Here is a 20,559-nt window from a genome sequence, read left to right on the forward strand (position 1 = left end):
TGGCGCCGCGCGGCTGTCGTGGCGGCCCAACGCCGGGCGGGCCGGGCGGGTGCCGGGCGACGGTGGCAGGCAGGTGCCGGGCTTCGTTTCGCGGCCGCGTCCGTCGTCCTCGACATGCCGCCGGCATGGGCCGGCCCTGGCTGGCGCGGCATCGCGCCGGTGCTGGCCGGCGGCCGCGCGAACGGCGATGAAAACGGGGACGATTCGGACACGATGGTTTCCGTCGAAAGATCGGCGCGGGAATTCGGCCGGGCGTCCGGCTTCGGGTAAAATCGCATTTTACCGACCTTCTCGCATTCCCCCATGACTTCTCCGAAATCCGCTCCCGACGCCCAAGGTCTTTCCTACCGTGACGCGGGCGTCGACATCGACGCGGGCGATGCCCTCATCGACAAGATCAAGCCCTTTGCGAAGAAAACGCTGCGCGACGGCGTGCTCGGCGGGATCGGCGGATTCGGCGCGCTGTTCGAGGTGCCCAAGCGCTACCAGGAGCCGGTGCTGGTGTCCGGCACCGACGGCGTGGGCACCAAGCTCAAGCTGGCCTTCCACCTGAACCGCCACGACACGGTCGGCCAGGACCTGGTGGCGATGAGCGTCAACGACATCCTGGTGCAGGGTGCCGAGCCGCTGTTCTTCCTCGACTACTTCGCCTGCGGCAAGCTCGACGTCGATACCGCGGCCACCGTCATCAAGGGCATCGCGACGGGCTGCGAACTGTCGGGCTGCGCGCTGATCGGCGGCGAAACCGCGGAAATGCCGGGCATGTACCCGGACGGCGAATACGACCTGGCCGGTTTCGCGGTCGGCGCGGTGGAGAAGAGCAAGATCATCGACGGCAGCACCATCGCCGAGGGCGACGTGGTGCTGGGCCTGGCCTCGAGCGGCATCCACTCGAACGGCTTCTCGCTGGTGCGCAAGATCATCGAGCGCGCCAACCCGGACCTGAACGCGCCGTTCGACGGCCGCACGCTGGCCGACGCGCTGATTGCGCCGACCCGCATCTACGTGAAGCCGCTGCTCGCGCTGATGGCCAAGCTGACGGTCAAGGGCATGGCCCACATCACCGGCGGCGGCCTGGTCGAGAACATCCCGCGCGTGCTGCGCGAAGGCCTGACGGCCGAGCTCGACCAGAGCGCCTGGACCCTGCCGCCGCTGTTCCAGTGGCTGCAGGAGCATGGCGGCGTGGCCGACGCGGAAATGCACCGCGTGTTCAACTGCGGGATCGGGATGGCCGTGATCGTGTCGGCCGCCGATGCCGATGCGGCCGTGGCGGAACTGAGCGCCGCCGGCGAGCAGGTCTGGAAGATCGGCCGCGTGCGCGCGAGCCGCGAAGGCGAGGCGCAGACGGTGGTTGTCTGAGGTAAGGGAAGGACGAACCGGGCGGCGCGTGTCGGCGCCGCCGATCGTCCAGCCACCCGGCAGGAATACGAAGGGCCGCGATTTCGAATCGCGGCCCTTTTCATTTGGCGCAGCGCATCGCGGTGATCGAGGCGGCTAGCCGGCGTTCGCCTCCAGCACGCGCTCGAGCGCGGCCACCGCGCGCGCCGGCGCATCCTCGGCGCAGCAGTCGACCACCACCCGCTCCGGCATCGAGCGCAGCCAGGTGAGCTGCCGCTTGCAGAGCTGGCGCGTCGCGAACACGCCCTTGTCGCGCATGGTCGCGTGGTCGGTCGCGCCGTCCAGGTATTCCCAGGCCTGCCGGTAGCCGACGCAGCGCATCGAGGGCAGGCCCAGGTGCAGGTCCTCGCGGCGGCGCAGCCGTTCCACCTCGTCGATGAAACCGGCCGCGAGCATCGCGTCGAAGCGCGTGGCGATGCGCGCGTGCAGCACCGCCCGGTCCGACGGTTCGAGCGCCACCGGCACGAAACGGTAGCGCCCGGCCGCCGCGTCCTCGCGCGGCGCGGCCAGCAGCGCCGACATCGGCTGCCCGCTCAGCATGAACACCTCGAGCGCGCGCTGGATGCGCTGCGCGTCGTTCGGCGCGAGTCGCGCGGCGGTGGCCGCGTCGACCCCGGCGAGCCGCGCATGCAGAGCCGGCCAGCCCTCGCGCGCGGCGTCCTCGTCGAGTCGCGCGCGCAGTTCCGGATCGGCGGCCGGCAGGGCGTTGAGCCCTTGCGTGAGCGCCTTGTAGTAGAGCATGGTGCCGCCCGCCAGCAGCGGGATGCGCCCGCGCGCGATGATCTCCTCGACCAGGCGCAGCGTGTCGGCACGGAATTCGGCGGCCGAGTAAGCGGCGGCCGGGTCGATGAGGTCGATCAGGTGGTGCGGCACGCGCTCGCGTTCCTCGCGGCTGGGCTTGGCGGTGCCGATGTCCATGCCGCGATAGACCAGGGCCGAGTCGACACTGACGATCTCGATCGGCAGGCGCTCGGCCAGCGCCAGCGCCGCGGCGGTCTTGCCCGAGGCGGTCGGGCCCAGCAGGCACGCCACCGTGAGCGGCGCGCGACGGTTCGTCATGCTCATTGTCCGCGCATGAACAGGCGGTCGAGATCGCCGAGCGTGAGCTGGTACCAGGTCGGGCGGCCGTGGTTGCACTGGTCGGCGCGTTCGGTCGCCTCCATCTGGCGCAGCAGCGCGTTCATCTCGTCGAGCGTGAGGCGCCGGTTCGCGCGCACCGCGTGATGGCAGGCCAGCGTGCCCAGCAGTTCGTGCTGGCGCTCGGTCAGCACGCGCGAGCCGCCGAATTCGTGCAGGTCGGCCAGGATCGCGCGCGCCAGCGTCGGCAGGTCGGCATCCTTCAGGAGGGCCGGCACGGCGCGGATCGCCAGCGTGGTGGGCGAGAGCATCGCCAGGTCGAAGCCGAGCGCGTCGAGCGTCTCGCGTTCCTCGTCGGCGGTGCCGATCTCGACCGGCGTGGCCGTGATCGTCACCGGCAGCAGCAGCGACTGCACCGCGATGCTGCGGTTGGCCAGCGCGGTCTTGAACTGCTCGTAGAGGATCCGCTCGTGCGCCGCGTGCATGTCGACGATCACCAGGCCCTGCGCGTTCTGCGCCAGCACGTAGATGCCGTGGACCTGGCCGAGCGCGAAGCCGAGCGGCTGCTGGTCGTGCGCGCCGTCGGCGGGCAGGCTGCCCGGCGTCGCGCCGAACGGTGCCGGGGCCGGCTCGGCCACGCCCGCGCTGCCGTCGCCGGCCTGGCCGTCCTTGCGGCCGAACAGGGCGTCGTAGAGCGCGAGCGGCTGCGCGACGGGCAGGGTGCCTTGCGTCATGCGCGACTGGCGCATCCAGGTGTTGCCCGAAACCGGGCGGGCGCTGCCGCCGCCAGCACCGCCACCGCCGAAACCACCGCCGCTGGAAGCACCAGCGCCGAAGCGGGAAGTACCAAAGCCGCCCGAGGCGCCGCCGCCGAAGCCGCCCGCACCATCGGCCGATGCCGTGCCGCCGGCCTCGCCGCTCACCTCGCCGCCTTCCGAGCCGGTGCCCGCGCCGAGCGGCGTGCGCTCGAACGAGGCCGGGCTGCCCGGCTGGGCCGGCGAGAGATGCGCGGCGTGCCCGCCCGCGGTGGTTTCCGGCGAGGCACCGGCGTGCCGCGCCAGCGCGCGCTGCACGGCATGGAACACGTATTGGTGGATCGAGCGCGAATCGCGGAAACGCACCTCGATCTTCGAAGGATGCACGTTCACGTCGACCGCCTCGGGCGGCAGGTCGAGGAACAGCACGTAGGACGGGTAACGATCGCCGTGCAGCACGTCCTCGTAGGCGGCGCGCACCGCGTGGGTCAGCAGCTTGTCGCGCACGAAGCGGCCGTTGACGAAGAAATATTGCTGGTCGGCGCGGCCGCGGCTGGCGGTCGGCAGGCCTGCGCAGCCATACACGGCCAGCGGCCCGGCGCTCTCGTCGAGCGGCAGGTGGGCGGTGGCGAAACCCTCGCCGAGGATCTTCGAGACACGCACCGCCGGTTCGCTGGCGTTCCAGTGCTCGACGGCACGGCCGTTGTGCAGCACCGAGATCGCCACCTCGGGCCGCGCCAGCGCCGCGCGGCGGATCATTTCCAGGCAGTGGCCGAATTCGGTCTGCTCGCTTTTCAGGAACTTTCGGCGCGCCGGCGTGTTGAAGTAGAGTTCGCGCACCTCGATGGTGGTGCCGCGCGTGCCGGCCGCGGGCGAGAGCGCGCCCGTGTCGGCGTCGATGCGGGTGGCGTGCGCGGCGTCCTCCGTGCGGCTGGTGATCGACATCTCGGCGACCGAGGCGATCGAGGCCAGCGCCTCGCCGCGAAAGCCCAGCGTGGCGACCGACTCGAGCTCGTGCAGCGAGCGGATCTTGCTGGTGGCATGGCGCATCAGCGCGAGCGGCAGCTCGTCGGCGGGAATCCCGCAGCCGTCGTCGGTGATCGAGATCCGTTTGACGCCGCCTTCCTCGAGCACGATGCGCAGGCTGCCGGCGCCGGCGTCGATCGCGTTCTCCAGCAGCTCCTTGACCACGGAGGCAGGGCGTTCGACCACCTCGCCGGCCGCGATCTGGCTGATCAGCTGGTCGGGCAGCGGCTGGATCGCGCGCAGCGGGCGCGGGCTGGGGGCGGGCGCGGCGGCGGGCTCGGCAGCGCTGGCGTCGTCGGCGGCGGAATCGGTGAATTCGGACATGCCGCGATTATAACGAGGCTGCCGCCGCCGCACCGGGCGCCGCCACCGGGGGCTTTTTTCACGGAACCCTCAGGTTCTTTCGGTATCATTCCGCGGTCGCGCCGCAGCCCGGCGCCATCGTTCCCGTCATGTCTCGAAATCGAAGGAAACGCATTTGGATACGCTGATTCACTTCTTCGGTCTGGTTCTGCACATCGATGCGTTCCTCGGCCAGTTCATCCGGCAATACGGCGCCTGGGTGTACCTGGTGCTGTTCCTGATCGTGTTCTGCGAAACCGGCCTGGTGATCCTGCCCTTCCTGCCCGGCGATTCGCTGCTGTTCATCGCGGGCGCCTTCGCGGCCTCGGGCGAGATGAGCCTGGCGGGGCTGATCGTGCTGCTGCTGGTGGCGGCCACCGCCGGCAATACCGTCAACTACCTGATCGGCCGCGCGATCGGGCCCAAGGTGTTCGATACGCACATCCCGGTGCTGGAGCGCTTCCTCGATCGCGCCGCGCTGCAGAAGACCCATGATTTCTACGAGCGCCACGGCGGCAAGACCCTGGTGCTGGCGCGCTTCATCCCGGTGGTGCGGACCTTCGCGCCCTTCGTGGCCGGCGTGTCGATGATGCGTTTCGCGCGCTTCCAGTTCTTCAACGTGGCCGGCGCGCTGCTGTGGGTGCTGCTGCTGGTGCTGCTCGGCTACTTCTTCGGCAACATCCCCTTCATCCGCCAATACCTGAACGTGATCGTGCTGGTGGGGATCGGCGCGGCGGCCGTGCCGGTGCTGATCGGCGGAGTCTGGAAGCTGCTGCGCGGCCGCTCGGGCGCGCAGCGCGCGGGCGGCGGACGCGGCTGAGCCAGCGCCCGTCAGCCGGGCCCCGGCGGCCTGCCGCGGCGGTACTCGAAACAACGCCCGCTCGTGGATCGAGCGGGCGTTGTCGTTTCCGCGTCGCCGCGGCGGGGTTCAGCCCGCCGTGCGCTGGATGGTCGGCGTTTCCGGCGTCGGGTAGCCGGCCTCGCGGAAGGTCTCGATGATTACGCGATGCGCGTCGCAATAGACCTGCCAGTAAGTGGCGGGCGGCGTGTTGGGACGCACGAACAGCAGCGGGCCCTCGGGGGTGAGCTGCAGGATGCCGATGTCGGGCGCGGGCGCCGACATCACGTTCGGGATCGCGGTGATCGCCGTGCGCAGCTTTGCGATCGCCTCGACCGGATCGACGCCGTTGGCGATCTTGGCGGTCAGGTCCACGCGCCGATGCGGCGTCGCGCTGTAGTTGGCGATGTTGTCCGAGAAGATCTTGTTGTTGCCGACGATGGTCACCACGTTGTCGCCGGTCAGGATGGTGGTGCTGAACAGGCCCAGCTCCTTGACGGTGCCGGTCACGCCGGCCGCCGCGATCGAGTCGCCGACCTTGAACGGGCGCAGCACCTGCAGGAACACGCCGGCCGCGAAGTGGGCCAGCAGGCCGCCCCAGGCGGTGCCGACCGCCAGGCCGATGCCGGCCAGCAGCGCCGCGAAGGAGGTGGTCTGCACGCCGAACACCTGCAGGATCGCGAGGATCAGCACGATCGTCAGCAGCACGCTGACCACCGAGGAGAGGTAGTAGGCGAGCGTGGTGTCGACCTTGCCGCTGCGCTGCACGAGCCGGCTCAGCAGGCGCGTGGCGAGGCGGATCAGCCAGCGGCCGACGATCCACAGCGCGATCGCGGCGATCACCTTGAGGCCGAAGTCGAGGCCGCGCGTCATCAGGAACTGCTGAGCGGTTGCGAGATCCAGCATGGGTTCTCCGAGGGGGAAAGGAAAAGGGCGCGAGCAGTTATAACCCGATCGTCCTGCGTTATCAATCGATGGACATGCCCTCGTCGAGGGACGATATGCCGAGCACATTGACCGGTCCGCGGGTGGTCATGCCGCTTGCATGGAGTTGAGATAGTTCGAGCGAATATTGCGGTCGCCAGCCTGGTTTTTTTGCGTTAATGTCTTGGGCAATCCGTAATCTCTCATGTGTCATCGCTTGGACTTCCCGAGGCTGCTAACATCGATGATTCCGCTTCGCCGCATCCTGCCCGCCAGTTCACGGGCCCGGGCGAACTGCGCATCGCGTGATCGGAAATCACGATGCCGGGCGATTTGATCCTATTCCTGTATTTGGAGTGCTGCGCGCAATGGCGAAAGACTTTGCTAGTTATTACGATGTCCAGTTTTCGGAAAGCCTCGAGACCGGTTCGATCTATGAGCCGTTCACGCCTTTACTGGAAGCGGCTCATAACCAGCGTATCGAACTGCTGGACAAGCTGCCGCTCGGGGATCTGAGTGACAAGGTCGTCGTCGATTTCGGCACGGGGTCTTGGGGTTTTGCATGTGTTTTCGAAAAATTGCACGACTGCAAGCTGGCGATTGGTATCGATATTTCCGCGCAGGCCGTGGCAATTTCTGAACAGAAGTCCAGGGCTGGCAACTTTGCCTACGGCAATCGCTTCAAATACTTGGTGTCGGACGGCAATACGCTTCCTCTGGAAACGGGGTCGGTGGACGTGTTCTTCACCGGGGAGTGCATCGAACACGTTGAAAATACGGATGCCTTTCTCGATGAGATTTATCGGGTGATGAGGCCTGGCGGCATCCTGATCCTGACGACGCCGAATCCACAGCCCTGGTTTTATCGGATCTTCGGCATGGAATATGCCGTGGGCCCGGAACATATCGCGTTGATGACGTATGACGAACTGAATTCGTACCTGGCGCCTCGTTTCGACGTGTTGGAGTGGCAGGGCTACAACGCTTCGATCCACCCCGATATCGATGGTTTCATTTCAAATCCGGCAATTGCGCAAACCTGGGCTCGCGCTTGCCGCGACAACCCGCGAGATGCTTGCGGCTTTGTTGTGATGGCCCAGGCCAAGCCCGGCTATCGTCCGCGTCAATACGAGCGGAACTCGCGTCGTCTGACTAGTAGCGATGTCCGGCAGAGAGGAGTGTGGGAAGAAATGGGCATCCACAAGGAACTCAGCGCCCATATGACGAAGGCGGGTGGTGAATTGTCCATGTCGTTTACCGGTTCGCAACTCGTGGTGCTGATGTGGGCTCACGACTGGAGCGGTATCGCCAGGATTTCGGTTGACGATGATGTGCGGGAAGCCGACCTGTATTGCGCACATGCCGGTTTCAGGCGTCTGGTGTTCGCAGGGCTGGACCCACACGCGCCGCACCGTCTCGAGATCGCTGCCACGGGACGCAAGAATCCCTTGTCGCATGATGATCAGGTCCTGTTCTTTTCGGCCTCGTCGTTCCAGTCTGTCTGACGTAAAGCCATCCTGAACGGGCTCATGCGTGTGAACCCACCTAGTACTCAAGCAGGCTGATGTACCAGCGGTGTCGTGTGGCGGGAGCATCGGCGGAACTGGTGAGCTGGATGTCGATGACATCGCCGGGCGCTACGAGCACGGCTGGTTGAGAACTGTTGGTTTTCACGCTGTACGTGGTTCCCCGCTTCGAACCGACCGTCATGACGGTTGGCGCGCCATTCTTGCGCAAGGTATAGACGAAGGTCGCCGGCTTGCTGGTGGCCTGTTCGGTGGCGGCGTAGATCGTCATGATCATCGCCCGGCGCGGTATCACGTAGTAGGCGTCTGCCTCTGTCTGATGCGCTCCGTTTGGACCGAGAAACACCGTGCCGCCCGGCGCGACAGGAGCGCCCGAGGTGCCGGTTAGGTCCAGGTCTCCCGATACGTCGACGGCGTCGGTGTCGACGCGATAAGGCCCGTAAGCCGGCGAAAAACCGTGTGCGAACACCTTGTTCTTGCCCAGTGAGACATTCCGGCTTTCGCCATCCAGATTGATGCCCCAGCGGGCCTGGCTCGCATCCCAGTGATAGACCTTGTTGCCCAGGATGAGCGCGTCGGTGACACTGGAAAACACGGCATCGTCGTATCGGCCATTTCCCGCCTGGGAATTAGTGTGGATATCGTTGCCTTCGAAGGTCAATTCGCTGCCCCCGACGATATCGACGCCTTGGCGGTCACTCAGTTCGAAACGATTGCCGAGAATGCGATTGTCGCTGGAATCTTCCTGCCTGAAGCCCACGACATTCTGCCAATGATAGTTGCCGTTGTAGGTCCCTGCGCTCGAGTGAATAGCCAGGAACCCGAAGTCGGCATGAGCGTACCCCTCAAGCATTCCGAACTGATTACCCTCGATCGAAAAATCGTTGCAATAATTGAAGGCTGCGTTCGAGCGCCGATTGCCGAGAAAGTAGCTGTGTGCGATTCGAATTCCCGATATCTGGCGTTCGCGTGTCCCGAAACACTGAAGGCCGTTACCAGAAAAACCAATCACGGAAATATCGTCGAGCAACGCATTGTTGGACCCGGAGTCGAGACGCAAGCCGGTTGACTGCGGTAAGGCCTGAGGCTTGCCCAGCGTATCGAAGGCCAGATGCGAGATGGTCAGCCACTGCGCGTCGGAAAATGTCATTGCGGTGCCGGATGTCGTCAGTGTGAGCAGGCTCGCCTGCCGCCCCTTGCCGATCAACCTGACATTGTTGATGCCGGAGAACTGCATCGGCCGGATCATGCAGCGCCCAGCCGGAAAATCGATTTCCCCGCCACTTTTTACCGACGCGATTGCCGCAACGATAGCTGCCGTGTCCGCGTCGGCATGCTCCATCGATCCGTCGCAGACTGCGCCGAAATCCCGGACGTTGACAATATCCTGCAGTTTGCTCTGCAGGCTTCTCTGTTTTGAACCAAGTGCTGCGCCCCGGAATTGGAATTCGAACGTGGCGCCGGGAGGCGCACGATGGGCGGTGGCGTCGCTGCCGGTGAAGGTCTCCCCGCTCGCGGAGGACGGGGTGGCCGATTGCGTGCTGCTGTTTGTCGAGGCGCTAGATCCTGGCGGGGCGAGCATCAGTGCGCCTATCAAGACGCATGCCCGAATGCTTGGAGGTACCCTATGCCGCGGTCTCGGATCATTTCGATATCCATGGAGTAGCTTCAAGAGTTGGATGCTCGCTGGTAAATGAGGCCATGGGTCACGTGGTTTGCCTTTTGGCGTGATCAATGATTAGGTATCCGTGGCGAGAACGGTCGCTGTTCGACATTGCCATGATGGACAAGGATAGCCGTGCTTTCTGGAATCTCTTCCCAGGCGCCGGGAAGTTCGACGAGCGGTTCGGACAGCACCAGGAACGCATCCTCCCCGACTGCCGTGATGCGAGGATCGTTCGGATACAGTTCGTGCAGGTGCCGGAACGACGTGCTGTGGAACAGCGAACGGGAACGATGCTCGCTCGAGTAGCGTATCGCCACGATCCGTGCGCCGTCGGTGGCGCAGACCGTCATGTTGATCGGTTTATCGATCGCATGTCGGGCAGCGATGTGTTCGATGGCGCCGGCCATACGCTCGATAGCCGGGAGGGGCTCATGTTCGAGCCCAAATGTCAGGGCCAGATGGAACATGATCTCCGAATCGGTGGAGCCTTCGATCGAAGGAAACAAGGCGGGATCGATCCGCATCATCAGATCATGCCGCAGCTTGTGATAGCCGCGGATCAAGCCGTTGTGTACGAATAACCAGCGTCCGTGCCGGAACGGATGGCAGTTGGTTTCCTGTACCGGCGTATCGGTTGCGGCGCGGATATGCGCGAGAAACTGCGGCGAGTGGGTGGCGCGCGCGACTTCACGAAGATTCCTGTCGTTCCAGGCTGGATGGACCGAGCGATAACGAAACGGGATTTCTTCCGGGCGACCGTACCAGCCGATGCCGAACCCATCGCCGTTGGTGGTGGTGGCGCCGAGCCGCGAGTGAAGGCTCTGATCGATCAGGGAGTGCCTGGCGCGAAACAGGACTGTTTCTAGTGGAATCGGATTGCCGGAATAGGCCAGCCAGCGACACATGAGGACCTCCTGCTGGGTATGCATCGAGAATTCGTCGCTTGTCGAGGATAGCGGAAACGGCTGGCTGACGTCGTGTGTTCCGTCGTGAGGATGACGGTAAGGTAGGCGGCGTGGTTAAGACGGAACGCTCCGTTGGGGAGCGAGCGTGCCTGGCGACATCAGGCGCGAATCGGTCTTCCGGAGGCATGTCGACGCGAGATGGGTCGCTCGAAATCAGGTGGTGGCGTGCTGCAATTTCGACAGTTAGAATGCCTACGCCGACTGATCGGCAGATGATAATCATGGAGCGTTCCGTGCCGTACACTCATGTGAATTTCCCCGCGCTGGAAAAGAAGCATATCGAAGGCGCAAGACTGTTTGCCAATCGTGCCGACATGGTTGGTTTTCTAGGCAGGCTGGGCGGCGTTGTGGCTGAGCTGGGTGTGGCAGCTGGCGATTTCTCGCAGTTCATGCTGGAAAAGCTGATCCCCAAGAAATTCGTGGCGATCGACCTGTTTGATATGCACAAGTATCCGATGATCTGGGGCAAGCCTTCCTCGGAACTCTTCAACAATATGACGCAAATCGATTTCTTTCGGAATCGCTTTGCCAAATACGGTGATCGAGTGATCGCTGACGAAGGCCCCAGCTACGATGTGCTCGAGAAGTACGAGGACGCCAGTTTCGACCTGATCTATGTCGATGCGGGACACGACTACGAAAGTTGCAAACGTGACGCGGAAGTGTCTGGCAGGAAGATTCGTCGGGACGGCCTGATCGTATTCAACGACTACGTCCTCTACGATCCGTTCGGCGATGGGCCTTATGGAGTCGTGCAGGCTGTCAACGAAATGGTTGTCGGTGGCGGTTGGCGTGTGGTGGGCTTCGCGCTCGAAAAGAACATGTTCTGCGATATTGCGATCCAGCGCGTCTGAGCATGGAAGGGCAGCATGTGCCGGTGCAAGGCCCTCCTGTCGCTCCATGAAAGCGCCCCGGAGCCGGAATTCGATCCAGGGCGCTGCATATCCGCTGGCGGGACGTGTGTCTATTTGCCTGCGCGTCCGTACGTATCCTCGAATCTGACGATGTCGTCCTCGCCGAGGTAGGAGCCTGACTGCACCTCGATCAATTCGAGCGGAATTTTTCCCGGGTTCGACAGGCGGTGCAGCGTGCCAAGCGGGATATAGGTCGACTGATTCTCGGTGACCGTGATTTCCTTGTCGCCATTGCGCACGAGTGCCGTGCCTTTGACGACTATCCAATGTTCGGCACGGTGATGGTGCATCTGCAGGCTCAGTTGCGCACCGGGACGCACAACGATGCGCTTTACTTGGAAGCGGTCGCCTTGGTCGAGTCCTTCGTAGGAGCCCCAGGGACGCTCTACCCGGCGATGTGTTACCGATTCGTGCCTGCCCGAGGCGTTCAGCAACTCGACGATTTTCTTGACGTCCTGCGCTTGATCCTTGCGAGCGACCAATACCGCGTCGGCGGTTTCGATGACGACCAGGTTATCGACGCCGATCGTTGCGATCATGCGATGCTCGGCACGCAGGTATGAGTTTGACGAGCGATAGGCGAACACGTCACCCGTCAAGGTGTTGCCATGCTCATCCTGCTCGGCGATATCCGCAAGTGCGTCCCACGAACCGATATCGCTCCATCCGAGGTCTGTGGTGGTAACGACCGCCGCGAGCTTGGTCTTCTCCATCACGGCATAATCGATCGAGATGTTCGGACAGCGGGTGAATGCATCGGCGCCCAGGCGGATGAAATCGGCGTCGCGCTGCGCGGTAGCCAGCGATGCTTCGGCCTGTGCCAAGACTTCTGGCGCATGGCTGCGCAGTTCGTCGAGGTAGGTGGAGGCCTTCAGCAGGAACATGCCGCTGTTCCAGGAGTAGGCCGGATCGGCGAGAAAGTGTGCGGCGGTTGCCGCGTCGGGTTTCTCGACGAAAGCGTCCACTTCGAACGTACCTGTATCGTCGGACAGCGGCGCGCCACGACGGATATAGCCATAACCCGTGTGTGCGAGTGTCGGTGTGATGCCGAATGTAACGAGTCTGTCGTCTGCGGCCGTGCGGGCGGCGTCTTCGACGGCAGCGATAAATGCATCTTCATTGCGGATGACATGATCGGACGGAAGCACCAGCAGGAGTGCCTCTGGCTCGTCTCGGACGAGCAGGGCGGCTATCGCGATAGCCGGGGCGGTATTACGGCCCACCGGCTCGAGAACGATCGACGAGGGCGTGATGCCCGTCCTGCGAAGCTGCTCGGCGACCAGAAAGCGTTGCTCGTCGTTGGTGACGATGATCGGCTGGGAAACATCCGAGATTCGACGAAGCCGCAAGGCGGTCTGCTGTACCAGCGAGTGTTCTCCGGTCAGCTTCAGATATTGCTTTGGATATCCTCCACGTGACATGGGCCAGAGACGGGTGCCGCTGCCGCCACACAGAATTACCGGATGAATCATTGTATTTCTCCACCATGGACTGTATTGATGCTGGCCGATACGAGATCCGACGAAACAGGATTGTTCATCCCACGCTGTCGTATCGAGTTTTGTTCGTCATGCCAATCTGCTATTTTATCCGCGATCGGCGCATGGCCCATCGCCAGGCAAGATGGCGGGCGGCATTCCTGGACCAGCGGTAGGCTTTGAGCAACCATCGTGTGCGACGACGGCGGATTCGATTCAAGGGCCGCGCCGCACTGTCCGCGAGCCTGCGCACGACCGCCTCGGGGGTCGTAAACAAGCCGAGTTCCCAGTCCCAGTAGATGGCGTAGCGCAGCAAGGTGCCGGCCGTCAATTGATCGAGTGTGAGCGCACGCTCGCGCCATCGTGGTTCGAGTGCATCCTGCGTAAGTCCCCAGCCCGCGTAGAACGGCAGTCCATAAGTGCAGACATGCTTGCCCCGAAGCAATGCTTCGAACCCGGAAAGCGAAGACAGCGTATGAATTTCATCGGCGATATCGATGAGTGAGATCAGATCTGCCTCGGTATCTATCACATCGGCGAGCCCGCCCGCCTCGATCAGGCCGGTCCGATTGCCGGACAGCACGTCGGGGTGCGGCTTGTAGACGATGAAGCCGGCGGGATGCCGTCGCCGGACTTCGGCGAGCAGTGCCTCCGATGTGCCGATTTCGCCAGTACCGAGGCGAATCGAGGCATCGTCGGCGACCTGCCCAGGTACCAGCAAGATGCGTTTGCCGCTCGGGCACCGCCACGTCGGGGCGTGACGGCCGAGATTGTATTTTGTCAGCCCTCGTTCGACGATGGTCGAGCGCAGGGCGGCGGCACGATCGAGTTCATGCCTGGAGAAATCCGTGCGATTAAGGATCTGCGTCAGATCGCTAGGCCGGCTCGCGTCAAAGTAGATGCCCGACCGGTCCAGCACCTGGCTCATCGGCGCGGACATGTCGGAACCGAGGCCGTCGGAATGAAGAAAACCGTCCTCGATCCGGAAATGCCCGACACCGGACGGCAGTGTCTCGGCCGGGCGCCCACCCCAGATCGCGGCCAGTTCTCCTGGCTGTACCGCCGTTGCCTGCGACACCCAGCGCAGGGTGGCGCCGCCTGCCGTGATGTAGGGGGTTGCATAAGGGCGCTTCCACCACTGGAACGCGACTGCCGCGATGGCCTGCAGATCCACGAACCGTTTTGCCACGTCGTGCTGCAATTCGATACTGTCCAGTAAGGTGTCGAGCTCGCCGATCTCGTGGCTGTGTGGATCGACATAGACGGCTGCCTCGAGGAAAACGGCCCTGAACAACGAGTCGATGCCATGGGCGACGCCACGTCGTGGAACGTGCGGCGAATCGAATGTGAGCCCCCAGCCCGCGTAATACGGGCTGCCGTGGACATGGACCGAAACGCCAGCGATTAGCGCGGCCATACCTTCCGAGGCACCAATTAGATGGACCTCGTCGGTCATCTTCAATACTTCGGTCAGCGAATGGGTGCTGTCGAGCACGGGCAGCGTGCTCAGGCGAGAGTCGCCCTGCGATAGCCAGGTTCCCGAGCCGGGATCGGCGGATCTGAGCAGCCAGAGTTCGCCGCCCGTGTTCATTGCCGCGTCGACCAAGCGGCTGAAGTGTCTACGTCGGTGGCGTCGCGGCGTGCACACATCTGCATGTGTCGTGGTCCGTTCATCGACGATGACGACGCGCTTTTTTGCACGCGGCTGGTGCCACGCGGCTGGAAGTTGCGCAATGCGGCGACGTACGTGAAGAGCATCACAATCGACAACCCGACGCATCAAGCTGGCGATTTCCCGATGCTCGAATGCGGACGACGGTGTCAGCAGATACTCGCCGATGGTTGTCACCAGGGAATGACCCGTACCGCGCGTCGACCGCAATTGAAACCATGAGAGTGGCGGACCGCCCTGGCTGCCGCGCGGCAGGATCGGGCCGGTACATATCGGCATTGCGTCGAGCTGTAGCCATGACGCGATGCGCGCGGCGAACATGCCCAGCGGATTGTCGGTCCAGACGAATCGGGGCCTGCCCCTCAGCCAGCCGCCGAAGCTGGCGCCCGGAGCGAGCGACGGCGGACGCGGAGGGACGAGGGGCGCCGAATCCTTGGTCGATGTGTCTGGTGCCGTCATTTACCCGAGGGTCTCCAGAAATGCGTCAACCCGTTGGAAATGTTCTCGCCATGTCGGCTCGCGAAAGTTGGATATGCGCGTTATTTGGGCATGACGCACCAGACTGTTCGGTCGCGCATATTCGGTGATGTTCGCAAGCCAACCGGTGCCATCGAGTGGGGCGATATATTCCGGAATGTTGTTTGCAATTTCGTGAAAGACGGGAAGATCGCTGGCCAGCACCGGTGTCTGCAATGCCAGTGCCTCGACCAGCGGCATGCCGTAGCCTTCCGCGAAGGAAGGAAACAGCAGGGCTTGTGCGTGCTGCAGCCAAGCTTGGAGTCGGTCGTCGCTGCAATGGGACTCCTCGATGACGAGTTCTCGTATCGGGGCGCAACGCTCCAGCATGTCGACAACGTTTTCACATTCCCAGCCACGGCGGCCGACGATTACCAGACGCGGTGCCGACGTGCCATGCCGCTTCGCCAATTCGCGCCAGATATGCAGCATGAACCAGTGGTTCTTGCGTGGCTCGATCGTCCCGAGCATGACGAAATACGGCGCCTCGATAGGGCGCGCAGAGGTTTTGCCGCGGCTAATCGCCGGCGCGAGGCGCGCGACAGTGCAGGGTGGTAGCGCCAATCCGGAAGCGCGTGCTTCGTCGGCGAGCGCATCGAGCGTGTCCTGGGAGTTGGCAATCAGGCCGCTGGCATTTCGCAAGGCCGTATGGATGCGTGCCCGGTGTGCCGCGTCTACGCCGGGCCGGCAATATTCGGCATGCGTGAGCGGTATCAGGTCGTGCACCATGAACACGGATTTGACATTGCGCTGATGCATGCTGTTGTAATAGCGTACAAACTCCATGCCGGAGTGGCTCGTATGCAGCAGGATTGCCGAGTCGAGGCGCGTGGGTCGAAGAGATCTCAAAACCGCATCCGCCACGATGCGGCGGATTTCCCAGCGATCTCGTCGCGATGCGAGCAATAGTGAAAACAGGTGTGTGGAGGTGCGCCGCGACAGGACAGTGGAGTATCCGCGTTCGCTGAGCACGGCTCGGGCACGCTGACCATATTGTTCGACATAGGCGAGGCCGACGCGGTCGACGCCGGTGGGGATCAGGCCATCGTGCAGCCGTGTGAGCAGGCGCGTTACGTCTAGAAGGATGGGAGGCACTCGGCTGTCGTCGAAGAGGATTCGTACTGCTAAGGCGTTGCCGAAGGGGGCTGTGTACGTTAGGGCTGCTTTGATTGTTCCGCGATTCCCGGTCGACCGATGTTGCGAACGGTAACTAAAAAAACAAGCTTATTATATCTTCCGGCATGAGACAATTTCGCCTCGCCGATTCCTTGCACCTTTGCAACACATGTCGCGTCTACCTCGTCAGCTTACTTTTTTCGCTATGTTCGTGGCAGCCGCGCTTGCAGGCTGCTCTTCGCTACCAACTTCCGGTCCGAGTCGTGCACAGATCACCAGTCAGTCCACCCAGTCGGCGGAATCGACGGCGGGAATGGCAGGCATTCAGGTGGTCGACCTTACCGACGAGGTGGCGCGTCGCTTGTACGATGAGCGCAGTCACGGCGACTTCGCGACGACACTTGGCAATGGCACCGCGTTCCGGCAGCAGCTTGGGGTCGGCGATGTGATCGAGGTATCGATCTGGGAGGCGCCCCCGGCCACGCTGTTTGGTGCGGCGCCGGTTGACGCGCACGGTGCCTCGTCCGCGTCGGGTACCAGCAATGCGCGTGTGACTGTGCTGCCCGATCAGACCATCGATGGCGACGGTGACATCAATGTCCCGTTTGTCGGTTCGTTGAAAGCCTTAGGCAAAACCCCTAATCAATTAGCTCGAGAAATCACGAGTCGGCTGAAAGGCATTGCTCATGACCCGCAAGTGCTGGTCAAGCTATCGCAGAACGTGACCTCTTACGTGACAGTGGTCGGCGACGTCAATTCGAGCAGCCGCATGCAGTTGTCGGCACGCGGCGAACGCCTGCTCGATGCGTTGGCGAGCGCCGGCGGCGTGCGCCAATCGATCGACAAGGTGACCTTGCAGGTCACACGCGGTTCCACGGTGGTTTCGCTTCCGCTCGAGAGCGTGATCCGTGACCCCAGGCAAAATGTTCCGCTCCATGCCGGCGACGTGGTGACAGCCTTGTTCCAGCCATACAGCTTCATTTCGCTGGGGGCAACGGGAAAGAATCAGGAGGTGGCCTTCGAATCGAAGGGGATCACGCTGGCTCAGGCCATCGCGCGCTCCGGCGGCCTGGATGATTCGCGTTCGGATGCGCAGGGTGTCTTCATTTTCCGTCTCGAGGATGCGAGTGCGTTGCCGTGGCCGGTCAAGCCGGTTCGTACTACTGCGGATGGCAAGGTCCCGGTCATCTATCGAATGAACCTGCGTGATCCGAAGGCCTTCTTCGTCGCGCAGAGTTTCACCATGGACAACAAGGATCTGCTCTACGTATCGAATGCTCCGATTGCCGAATTGCAGAAGGTTTTGAATCTGGTATTTTCGGTAGCTTACCCGCTCGTAACCGGGGTACAGGCATTCAAGTGATGGCACCGGCCTTCTCGTCCATGCGAGAAGGCTGTCCTGATCCCGATGCATATATGTGTGAAGAATGAATTGTCGGGATAGGCTGGCGCATGGCAGTCGAGTGGATCATGTGCTTATGCGACGTGCAATTCCGGAGCTGCGCGTGGCTTCACATCATGCGCAATTTTCGTAGCTGAAATCGAATGGTTTGCCCATCCCTTTATGGCAAGTTTCGTTTCATACGCACAGAATTTCGAAGACGTCATGCTATGGCGTGCGCTGTCCGATATCGAGCGAGGTAGTTATGTAGATGTCGGCGCGCATGATCCACGGATCGATTCCGTCAGCCGGGCGTTCTACGAACGGGGCTGGCGAGGCATCCACGTTGAACCGATTGCGCAAGACGTCGAACGCCTGAAGCAGGATCGTCCCGACGAAATAGTCATCCAGGCTGCGGTGTCCGATCAGCGCGGCACCGTTGTGATTCACGAGATGTCAGGCTTGTCCACCGGCATCGACGCGATAGCCAAGCAGCATGGTGAGCATGGCATTCCGTCGCGGCAAACCTCGGTTGTCGCGGTGACGCTCGATGATGTGCTGGCCGAGCTCGGCGCACGTGAGATTCACTGGATGAAAATCGACGTCGAGGGCATGGAAAAGCATGTTCTGCTTGGCTGGAAGGGCCCTAGCCGACCATGGATCGTGGTAGTGGAAAGCACGTTGCCGAATTCGTCGGTCCCCAATTGGAATCAATGGGAGCCACTGTTACTCGACAAGGGTTATGAATTCGTTTATTTCGATGGCTTGAATCGTTTCTACCTGTCCCCCGCGCACGCCGACCGTAAGACGGCCTTCGCGGCGCCGCCGAACGTATTTGACGGATTTGCGCTTCAGGGCGATTCTAGTGCACCGTTTTGCGATTTCGTCAATCAGCAAGCCGCTAACAGGGAACAGGAATTGAAGCGACAGGTCGAGTCGCTCGGAAGTGCAATATCGGTGCTTCAGGACAGTCTCGATGCGCGTGAACGCGAACACCGCGAGCAATTGCGTGGCTATATCGAGCATGAAAATATCCTGTCGGAAAAGTTATCGGAAAGCCTCCAGGAAATCGGGCGGCAAAAGGAATTGCGGCCGGAAGCGGCATTGGCTCGGGAGCGCTTGCTCGAACTGCAGTTTCGGAATGCTCGCCGGCAATTCCTCGTCCTAAACCGTAATTCGCTTGGCATCTCGACTTTGTCGGGCAAGCTGTTCGATCTCTCGGCTTCGGCCATGACAGAACGCCAGCGACTTCTCGATGCATTCAGTGCCCGGGAGGAACGGCTGCACGAACTGCTGGCGGCGGCTCAATCAGAACTGGCCGTCCTGACGAAACGACTGTTGGAGCGCGAGCAGGGATTCGCCGAGTCACGCGAACAGTCGCGTGACAACGAGGCGACGCTGCGCCTCGCCCTACAGCAATCCGAACACACGCATCGTGCCGAGATTGACGACGTTCGCACGGCCGCGGATCTGCGCGAGCGGGTACTGCAACAGGATATTGCTCGTCTGGTTGCCGACCTCGATGTGCAGCGCGAGCGCCTGCAGAGCGAGTTGCGGGACAGTGCCGAAGCGCATCGACAAGCGCTTGATGTGTTGCGTAGCGAGATGATCGAGCAGGGCGAGGCGATGACGGCTGCTGCTCTGCATCGCGAGTCGGTGCTGCGCGCGGAGGTCGAGCATCTGGAGCGGGAACGTGATCGGGCGATCCAGGAAGGGGGGGCGCGAGAGGAGAGCCTGCGCAACGAAATATCTGCCGTCGAGACCAACCAGATCCGCGTACTGCAGGCCTTGCGGGAAGCGCTGGAGGAGCATTCGACGAATCTAGCACGCGTGCATGCTGACCGCGAGCAGGCGCTTCGCGAGGAAATCATGACGCTGCATGCGGAACGGTCCAGCATGCATGAGATCTGGGCGGGGCATCAGCAGGACGTGGCACGCCTGGATCAGGAGCGACAGCAGGCGCAACTTCGAATGCAGGAGCAGTTCGATGCGCTCGAGCAGGAATTACTGCATGTCAGGCGTGAGAAGGCGGCGCTCGATGTCGAAGTCGGCCGTCTGCAGGACGGTGAGAGGGAATTGCTTCGCTTGCGCGAGACGCTCGTTTGGCGAATTCTGGCGCCCTTGCACGCGTTGAGGTTGCCGCGCAGGCAGGCGCGCCTGTTCCCATTGCTGGGCGGCAGCGACGCCGCTGACCGGCTCGACGACATTCCTTCGGCGCCAATCCCGGTCTCTCGCCCTGTCCAGTCCGATGCGACCGACCAACATATCCATCACAGCTCTGAATTCGAGTCAGTCATGAAGAAAATCGCGCACGTCAATCAGTTGCTGGATCTCGCGGGCCTGGAGTTCGTCGATAGCGCCTACCAGGTCCTGCTGAATCGCAGCGCCGACCATGAAGGTGCCGGGTATTACCTGAACCGCCTGCGCAAGGGGTACGGCAAGCGCAGTGTGATCGCGCAGATCATGCGCTCGGTGGAAGCAAGGGCGGTTCGTTCCCAGTTGCCGGGGCTTGCCGAACTGCTGGCCGAGGAGCGTTCTTCACGGCATTGGTTGTGGGGCATGTTTCAGCGCCGCAAGGATGTGCGCGCGCAGATGAATCGGCTCGAGTATCTCTACGGACAGGGCCAAGCCGAGATTCACTCCCGAGTCGACGTGCTGGAACTCGGCGTCGAGCGTGTTCATGCACACCTCGACGAACTGATGCGCGAGATGTCGTCGATGCAGGCGCAGTTATTACCCGGTTTGCGTTCATCCAGCGACATCGGACTGCCGACGCGTGACGAATTCGCGACCGGCGGCGGGAACGCCTCGACTGGCGCAACGCGCAAGGCCTCGATCGTCCGCAACCTCGATTTGCCGGTACACGGCACGCCGCGTGAAATCATCGATGCCCTGAAGGACAGGATTGCCTCGTCAAGGGAAGCCTCGCAATTCGTACGTTAAATCCGGATGACAGTGCTCAACA

14 protein-coding genes are annotated in these 20,559 nt (G+C 62.6%); 6 read left to right on the forward strand and 8 right to left on the reverse strand.

Annotated elements, in window-relative coordinates:
• Positions 1-303 precede the first annotated feature (303 nt).
• Complete coding sequence (gene purM, locus F3J10_RS10675) at positions 304-1,359, forward strand: phosphoribosylformylglycinamidine cyclo-ligase (RefSeq protein WP_013696733.1); 1,056 nt, start codon at positions 304-306, stop codon at positions 1,357-1,359.
• Between the two features lie 135 nt (positions 1,360-1,494).
• Here purM and miaA read toward each other — a convergent pair whose 3' ends face one another.
• Positions 1,495-2,463: a tRNA (adenosine(37)-N6)-dimethylallyltransferase MiaA gene (gene miaA / locus F3J10_RS10680; RefSeq protein WP_167233190.1), complete on the reverse strand. Its 969-nt coding sequence runs from the start codon at positions 2,461-2,463 to the stop codon at positions 1,495-1,497.
• A complete protein-coding gene (mutL, locus tag F3J10_RS10685) occupies positions 2,460-4,580 on the reverse strand; it encodes a DNA mismatch repair endonuclease MutL (RefSeq protein WP_166913120.1) in 2,121 nt (706 codons plus the stop codon). Before mutL ends, miaA begins: the two co-directional genes overlap by 4 nt.
• Before the next feature lie 154 nt (positions 4,581-4,734).
• On the opposite strand from mutL, the gene F3J10_RS10690 reads away from it, so the two are divergent.
• On the forward strand, positions 4,735-5,418 hold the full coding sequence (locus tag F3J10_RS10690) for a VTT domain-containing protein (protein WP_013696736.1): 684 nt from the start codon (positions 4,735-4,737) through the stop codon (positions 5,416-5,418).
• Positions 5,419-5,526: 108 nt separating this feature from the next.
• Here F3J10_RS10690 and F3J10_RS10695 read toward each other — a convergent pair whose 3' ends face one another.
• The gene (locus tag F3J10_RS10695) at positions 5,527-6,342 is read right to left on the reverse strand and encodes a mechanosensitive ion channel family protein (protein WP_025098479.1); all 816 of its coding nucleotides are present in this window, start codon (positions 6,340-6,342) and stop codon (positions 5,527-5,529) included.
• Between the two features lie 386 nt (positions 6,343-6,728).
• On the opposite strand from F3J10_RS10695, the gene F3J10_RS10700 reads away from it, so the two are divergent.
• Positions 6,729-7,865 carry a class I SAM-dependent methyltransferase gene (locus F3J10_RS10700; RefSeq protein WP_167242032.1) on the forward strand — a complete coding sequence of 379 codons (1,137 nt, stop codon included), beginning with the start codon at positions 6,729-6,731 and terminating at the stop codon, positions 7,863-7,865.
• Between the two features lie 40 nt (positions 7,866-7,905).
• On the opposite strand, the gene F3J10_RS10705 is transcribed toward F3J10_RS10700, so the two are convergent.
• Together F3J10_RS10705 and F3J10_RS10710 are read right to left on the reverse strand one after the other, a co-directional pair.
• Positions 7,906-9,468: a right-handed parallel beta-helix repeat-containing protein gene (locus F3J10_RS10705; RefSeq protein WP_167242033.1), complete on the reverse strand. Its 1,563-nt coding sequence runs from the start codon at positions 9,466-9,468 to the stop codon at positions 7,906-7,908.
• A 149-nt stretch (positions 9,469-9,617) separates the two neighbouring features.
• Positions 9,618-10,457: a class II glutamine amidotransferase gene (locus F3J10_RS10710; RefSeq protein WP_167242049.1), complete on the reverse strand. Its 840-nt coding sequence runs from the start codon at positions 10,455-10,457 to the stop codon at positions 9,618-9,620.
• Between the two features lie 281 nt (positions 10,458-10,738).
• Between F3J10_RS10710 and F3J10_RS10715 the strand changes: the two genes are divergently transcribed.
• Positions 10,739-11,371: a class I SAM-dependent methyltransferase gene (locus F3J10_RS10715; RefSeq protein WP_060000161.1), complete on the forward strand. Its 633-nt coding sequence runs from the start codon at positions 10,739-10,741 to the stop codon at positions 11,369-11,371.
• Positions 11,372-11,481: 110 nt separating this feature from the next.
• On the opposite strand, the gene F3J10_RS10720 is transcribed toward F3J10_RS10715, so the two are convergent.
• The 3 genes from F3J10_RS10720 to F3J10_RS10730 form a co-directional block, all read right to left on the reverse strand.
• Positions 11,482-12,903 carry a mannose-1-phosphate guanylyltransferase/mannose-6-phosphate isomerase gene (locus F3J10_RS10720; protein WP_167242034.1) on the reverse strand — a complete coding sequence of 474 codons (1,422 nt, stop codon included), beginning with the start codon at positions 12,901-12,903 and terminating at the stop codon, positions 11,482-11,484.
• A gap of 109 nt (positions 12,904-13,012) precedes the next feature.
• Positions 13,013-15,040, reverse strand: a complete 2,028-nt coding sequence (locus F3J10_RS10725; protein WP_240155509.1) for a capsular biosynthesis protein — start codon at positions 15,038-15,040, stop codon at positions 13,013-13,015.
• The gene (locus F3J10_RS10730) at positions 15,041-16,192 is read right to left on the reverse strand and encodes a glycosyltransferase family 1 protein (RefSeq protein WP_167242035.1); all 1,152 of its coding nucleotides are present in this window, start codon (positions 16,190-16,192) and stop codon (positions 15,041-15,043) included. It abuts the gene before it with no gap.
• Between the two features lie 190 nt (positions 16,193-16,382).
• Here F3J10_RS10730 and F3J10_RS10735 point away from each other — a divergent pair, with 190 nt between their 5' ends.
• On the forward strand, positions 16,383-17,576 hold the full coding sequence (locus F3J10_RS10735; protein ID WP_167242036.1) for a polysaccharide biosynthesis/export family protein: 1,194 nt from the start codon (positions 16,383-16,385) through the stop codon (positions 17,574-17,576).
• A gap of 201 nt (positions 17,577-17,777) precedes the next feature.
• A complete protein-coding gene (locus F3J10_RS10740) occupies positions 17,778-20,537 on the forward strand; it encodes an FkbM family methyltransferase (protein ID WP_167242037.1) in 2,760 nt (919 codons plus the stop codon).
• Positions 20,538-20,559: the final 22 nt, after the last annotated feature.

The organism is Burkholderia sp. Cy-637 (assembly GCF_011753175.1).
Lineage (GTDB): Bacteria > Pseudomonadota > Gammaproteobacteria > Burkholderiales > Burkholderiaceae > Burkholderia > Burkholderia gladioli.

Coding starts and splice junctions, on each gene's coding strand:
- F3J10_RS10725 (WP_240155509.1), bottom strand. CDS start 15,040: ATGACGGCACCAGACACATCGACCAAGGATTCGGCGCCCCTCGTCCCT.
- purM (WP_013696733.1), top strand. CDS start 304: ATGACTTCTCCGAAATCCGCTCCCGACGCCCAAGGTCTTTCCTACCGT.
- mutL (WP_166913120.1), bottom strand. CDS start 4,580: ATGTCCGAATTCACCGATTCCGCCGCCGACGACGCCAGCGCTGCCGAG.
- F3J10_RS10740 (WP_167242037.1), top strand. CDS start 17,778: ATGGCAAGTTTCGTTTCATACGCACAGAATTTCGAAGACGTCATGCTA.
- F3J10_RS10695 (WP_025098479.1), bottom strand. CDS start 6,342: ATGCTGGATCTCGCAACCGCTCAGCAGTTCCTGATGACGCGCGGCCTC.
- F3J10_RS10735 (WP_167242036.1), top strand. CDS start 16,383: ATGTCGCGTCTACCTCGTCAGCTTACTTTTTTCGCTATGTTCGTGGCA.
- F3J10_RS10700 (WP_167242032.1), top strand. CDS start 6,729: ATGGCGAAAGACTTTGCTAGTTATTACGATGTCCAGTTTTCGGAAAGC.
- F3J10_RS10705 (WP_167242033.1), bottom strand. CDS start 9,468: ATGCTCGCCCCGCCAGGATCTAGCGCCTCGACAAACAGCAGCACGCAA.
- F3J10_RS10710 (WP_167242049.1), bottom strand. CDS start 10,457: ATGTGTCGCTGGCTGGCCTATTCCGGCAATCCGATTCCACTAGAAACA.
- F3J10_RS10720 (WP_167242034.1), bottom strand. CDS start 12,903: ATGATTCATCCGGTAATTCTGTGTGGCGGCAGCGGCACCCGTCTCTGG.
- F3J10_RS10715 (WP_060000161.1), top strand. CDS start 10,739: ATGGAGCGTTCCGTGCCGTACACTCATGTGAATTTCCCCGCGCTGGAA.
- miaA (WP_167233190.1), bottom strand. CDS start 2,463: ATGAGCATGACGAACCGTCGCGCGCCGCTCACGGTGGCGTGCCTGCTG.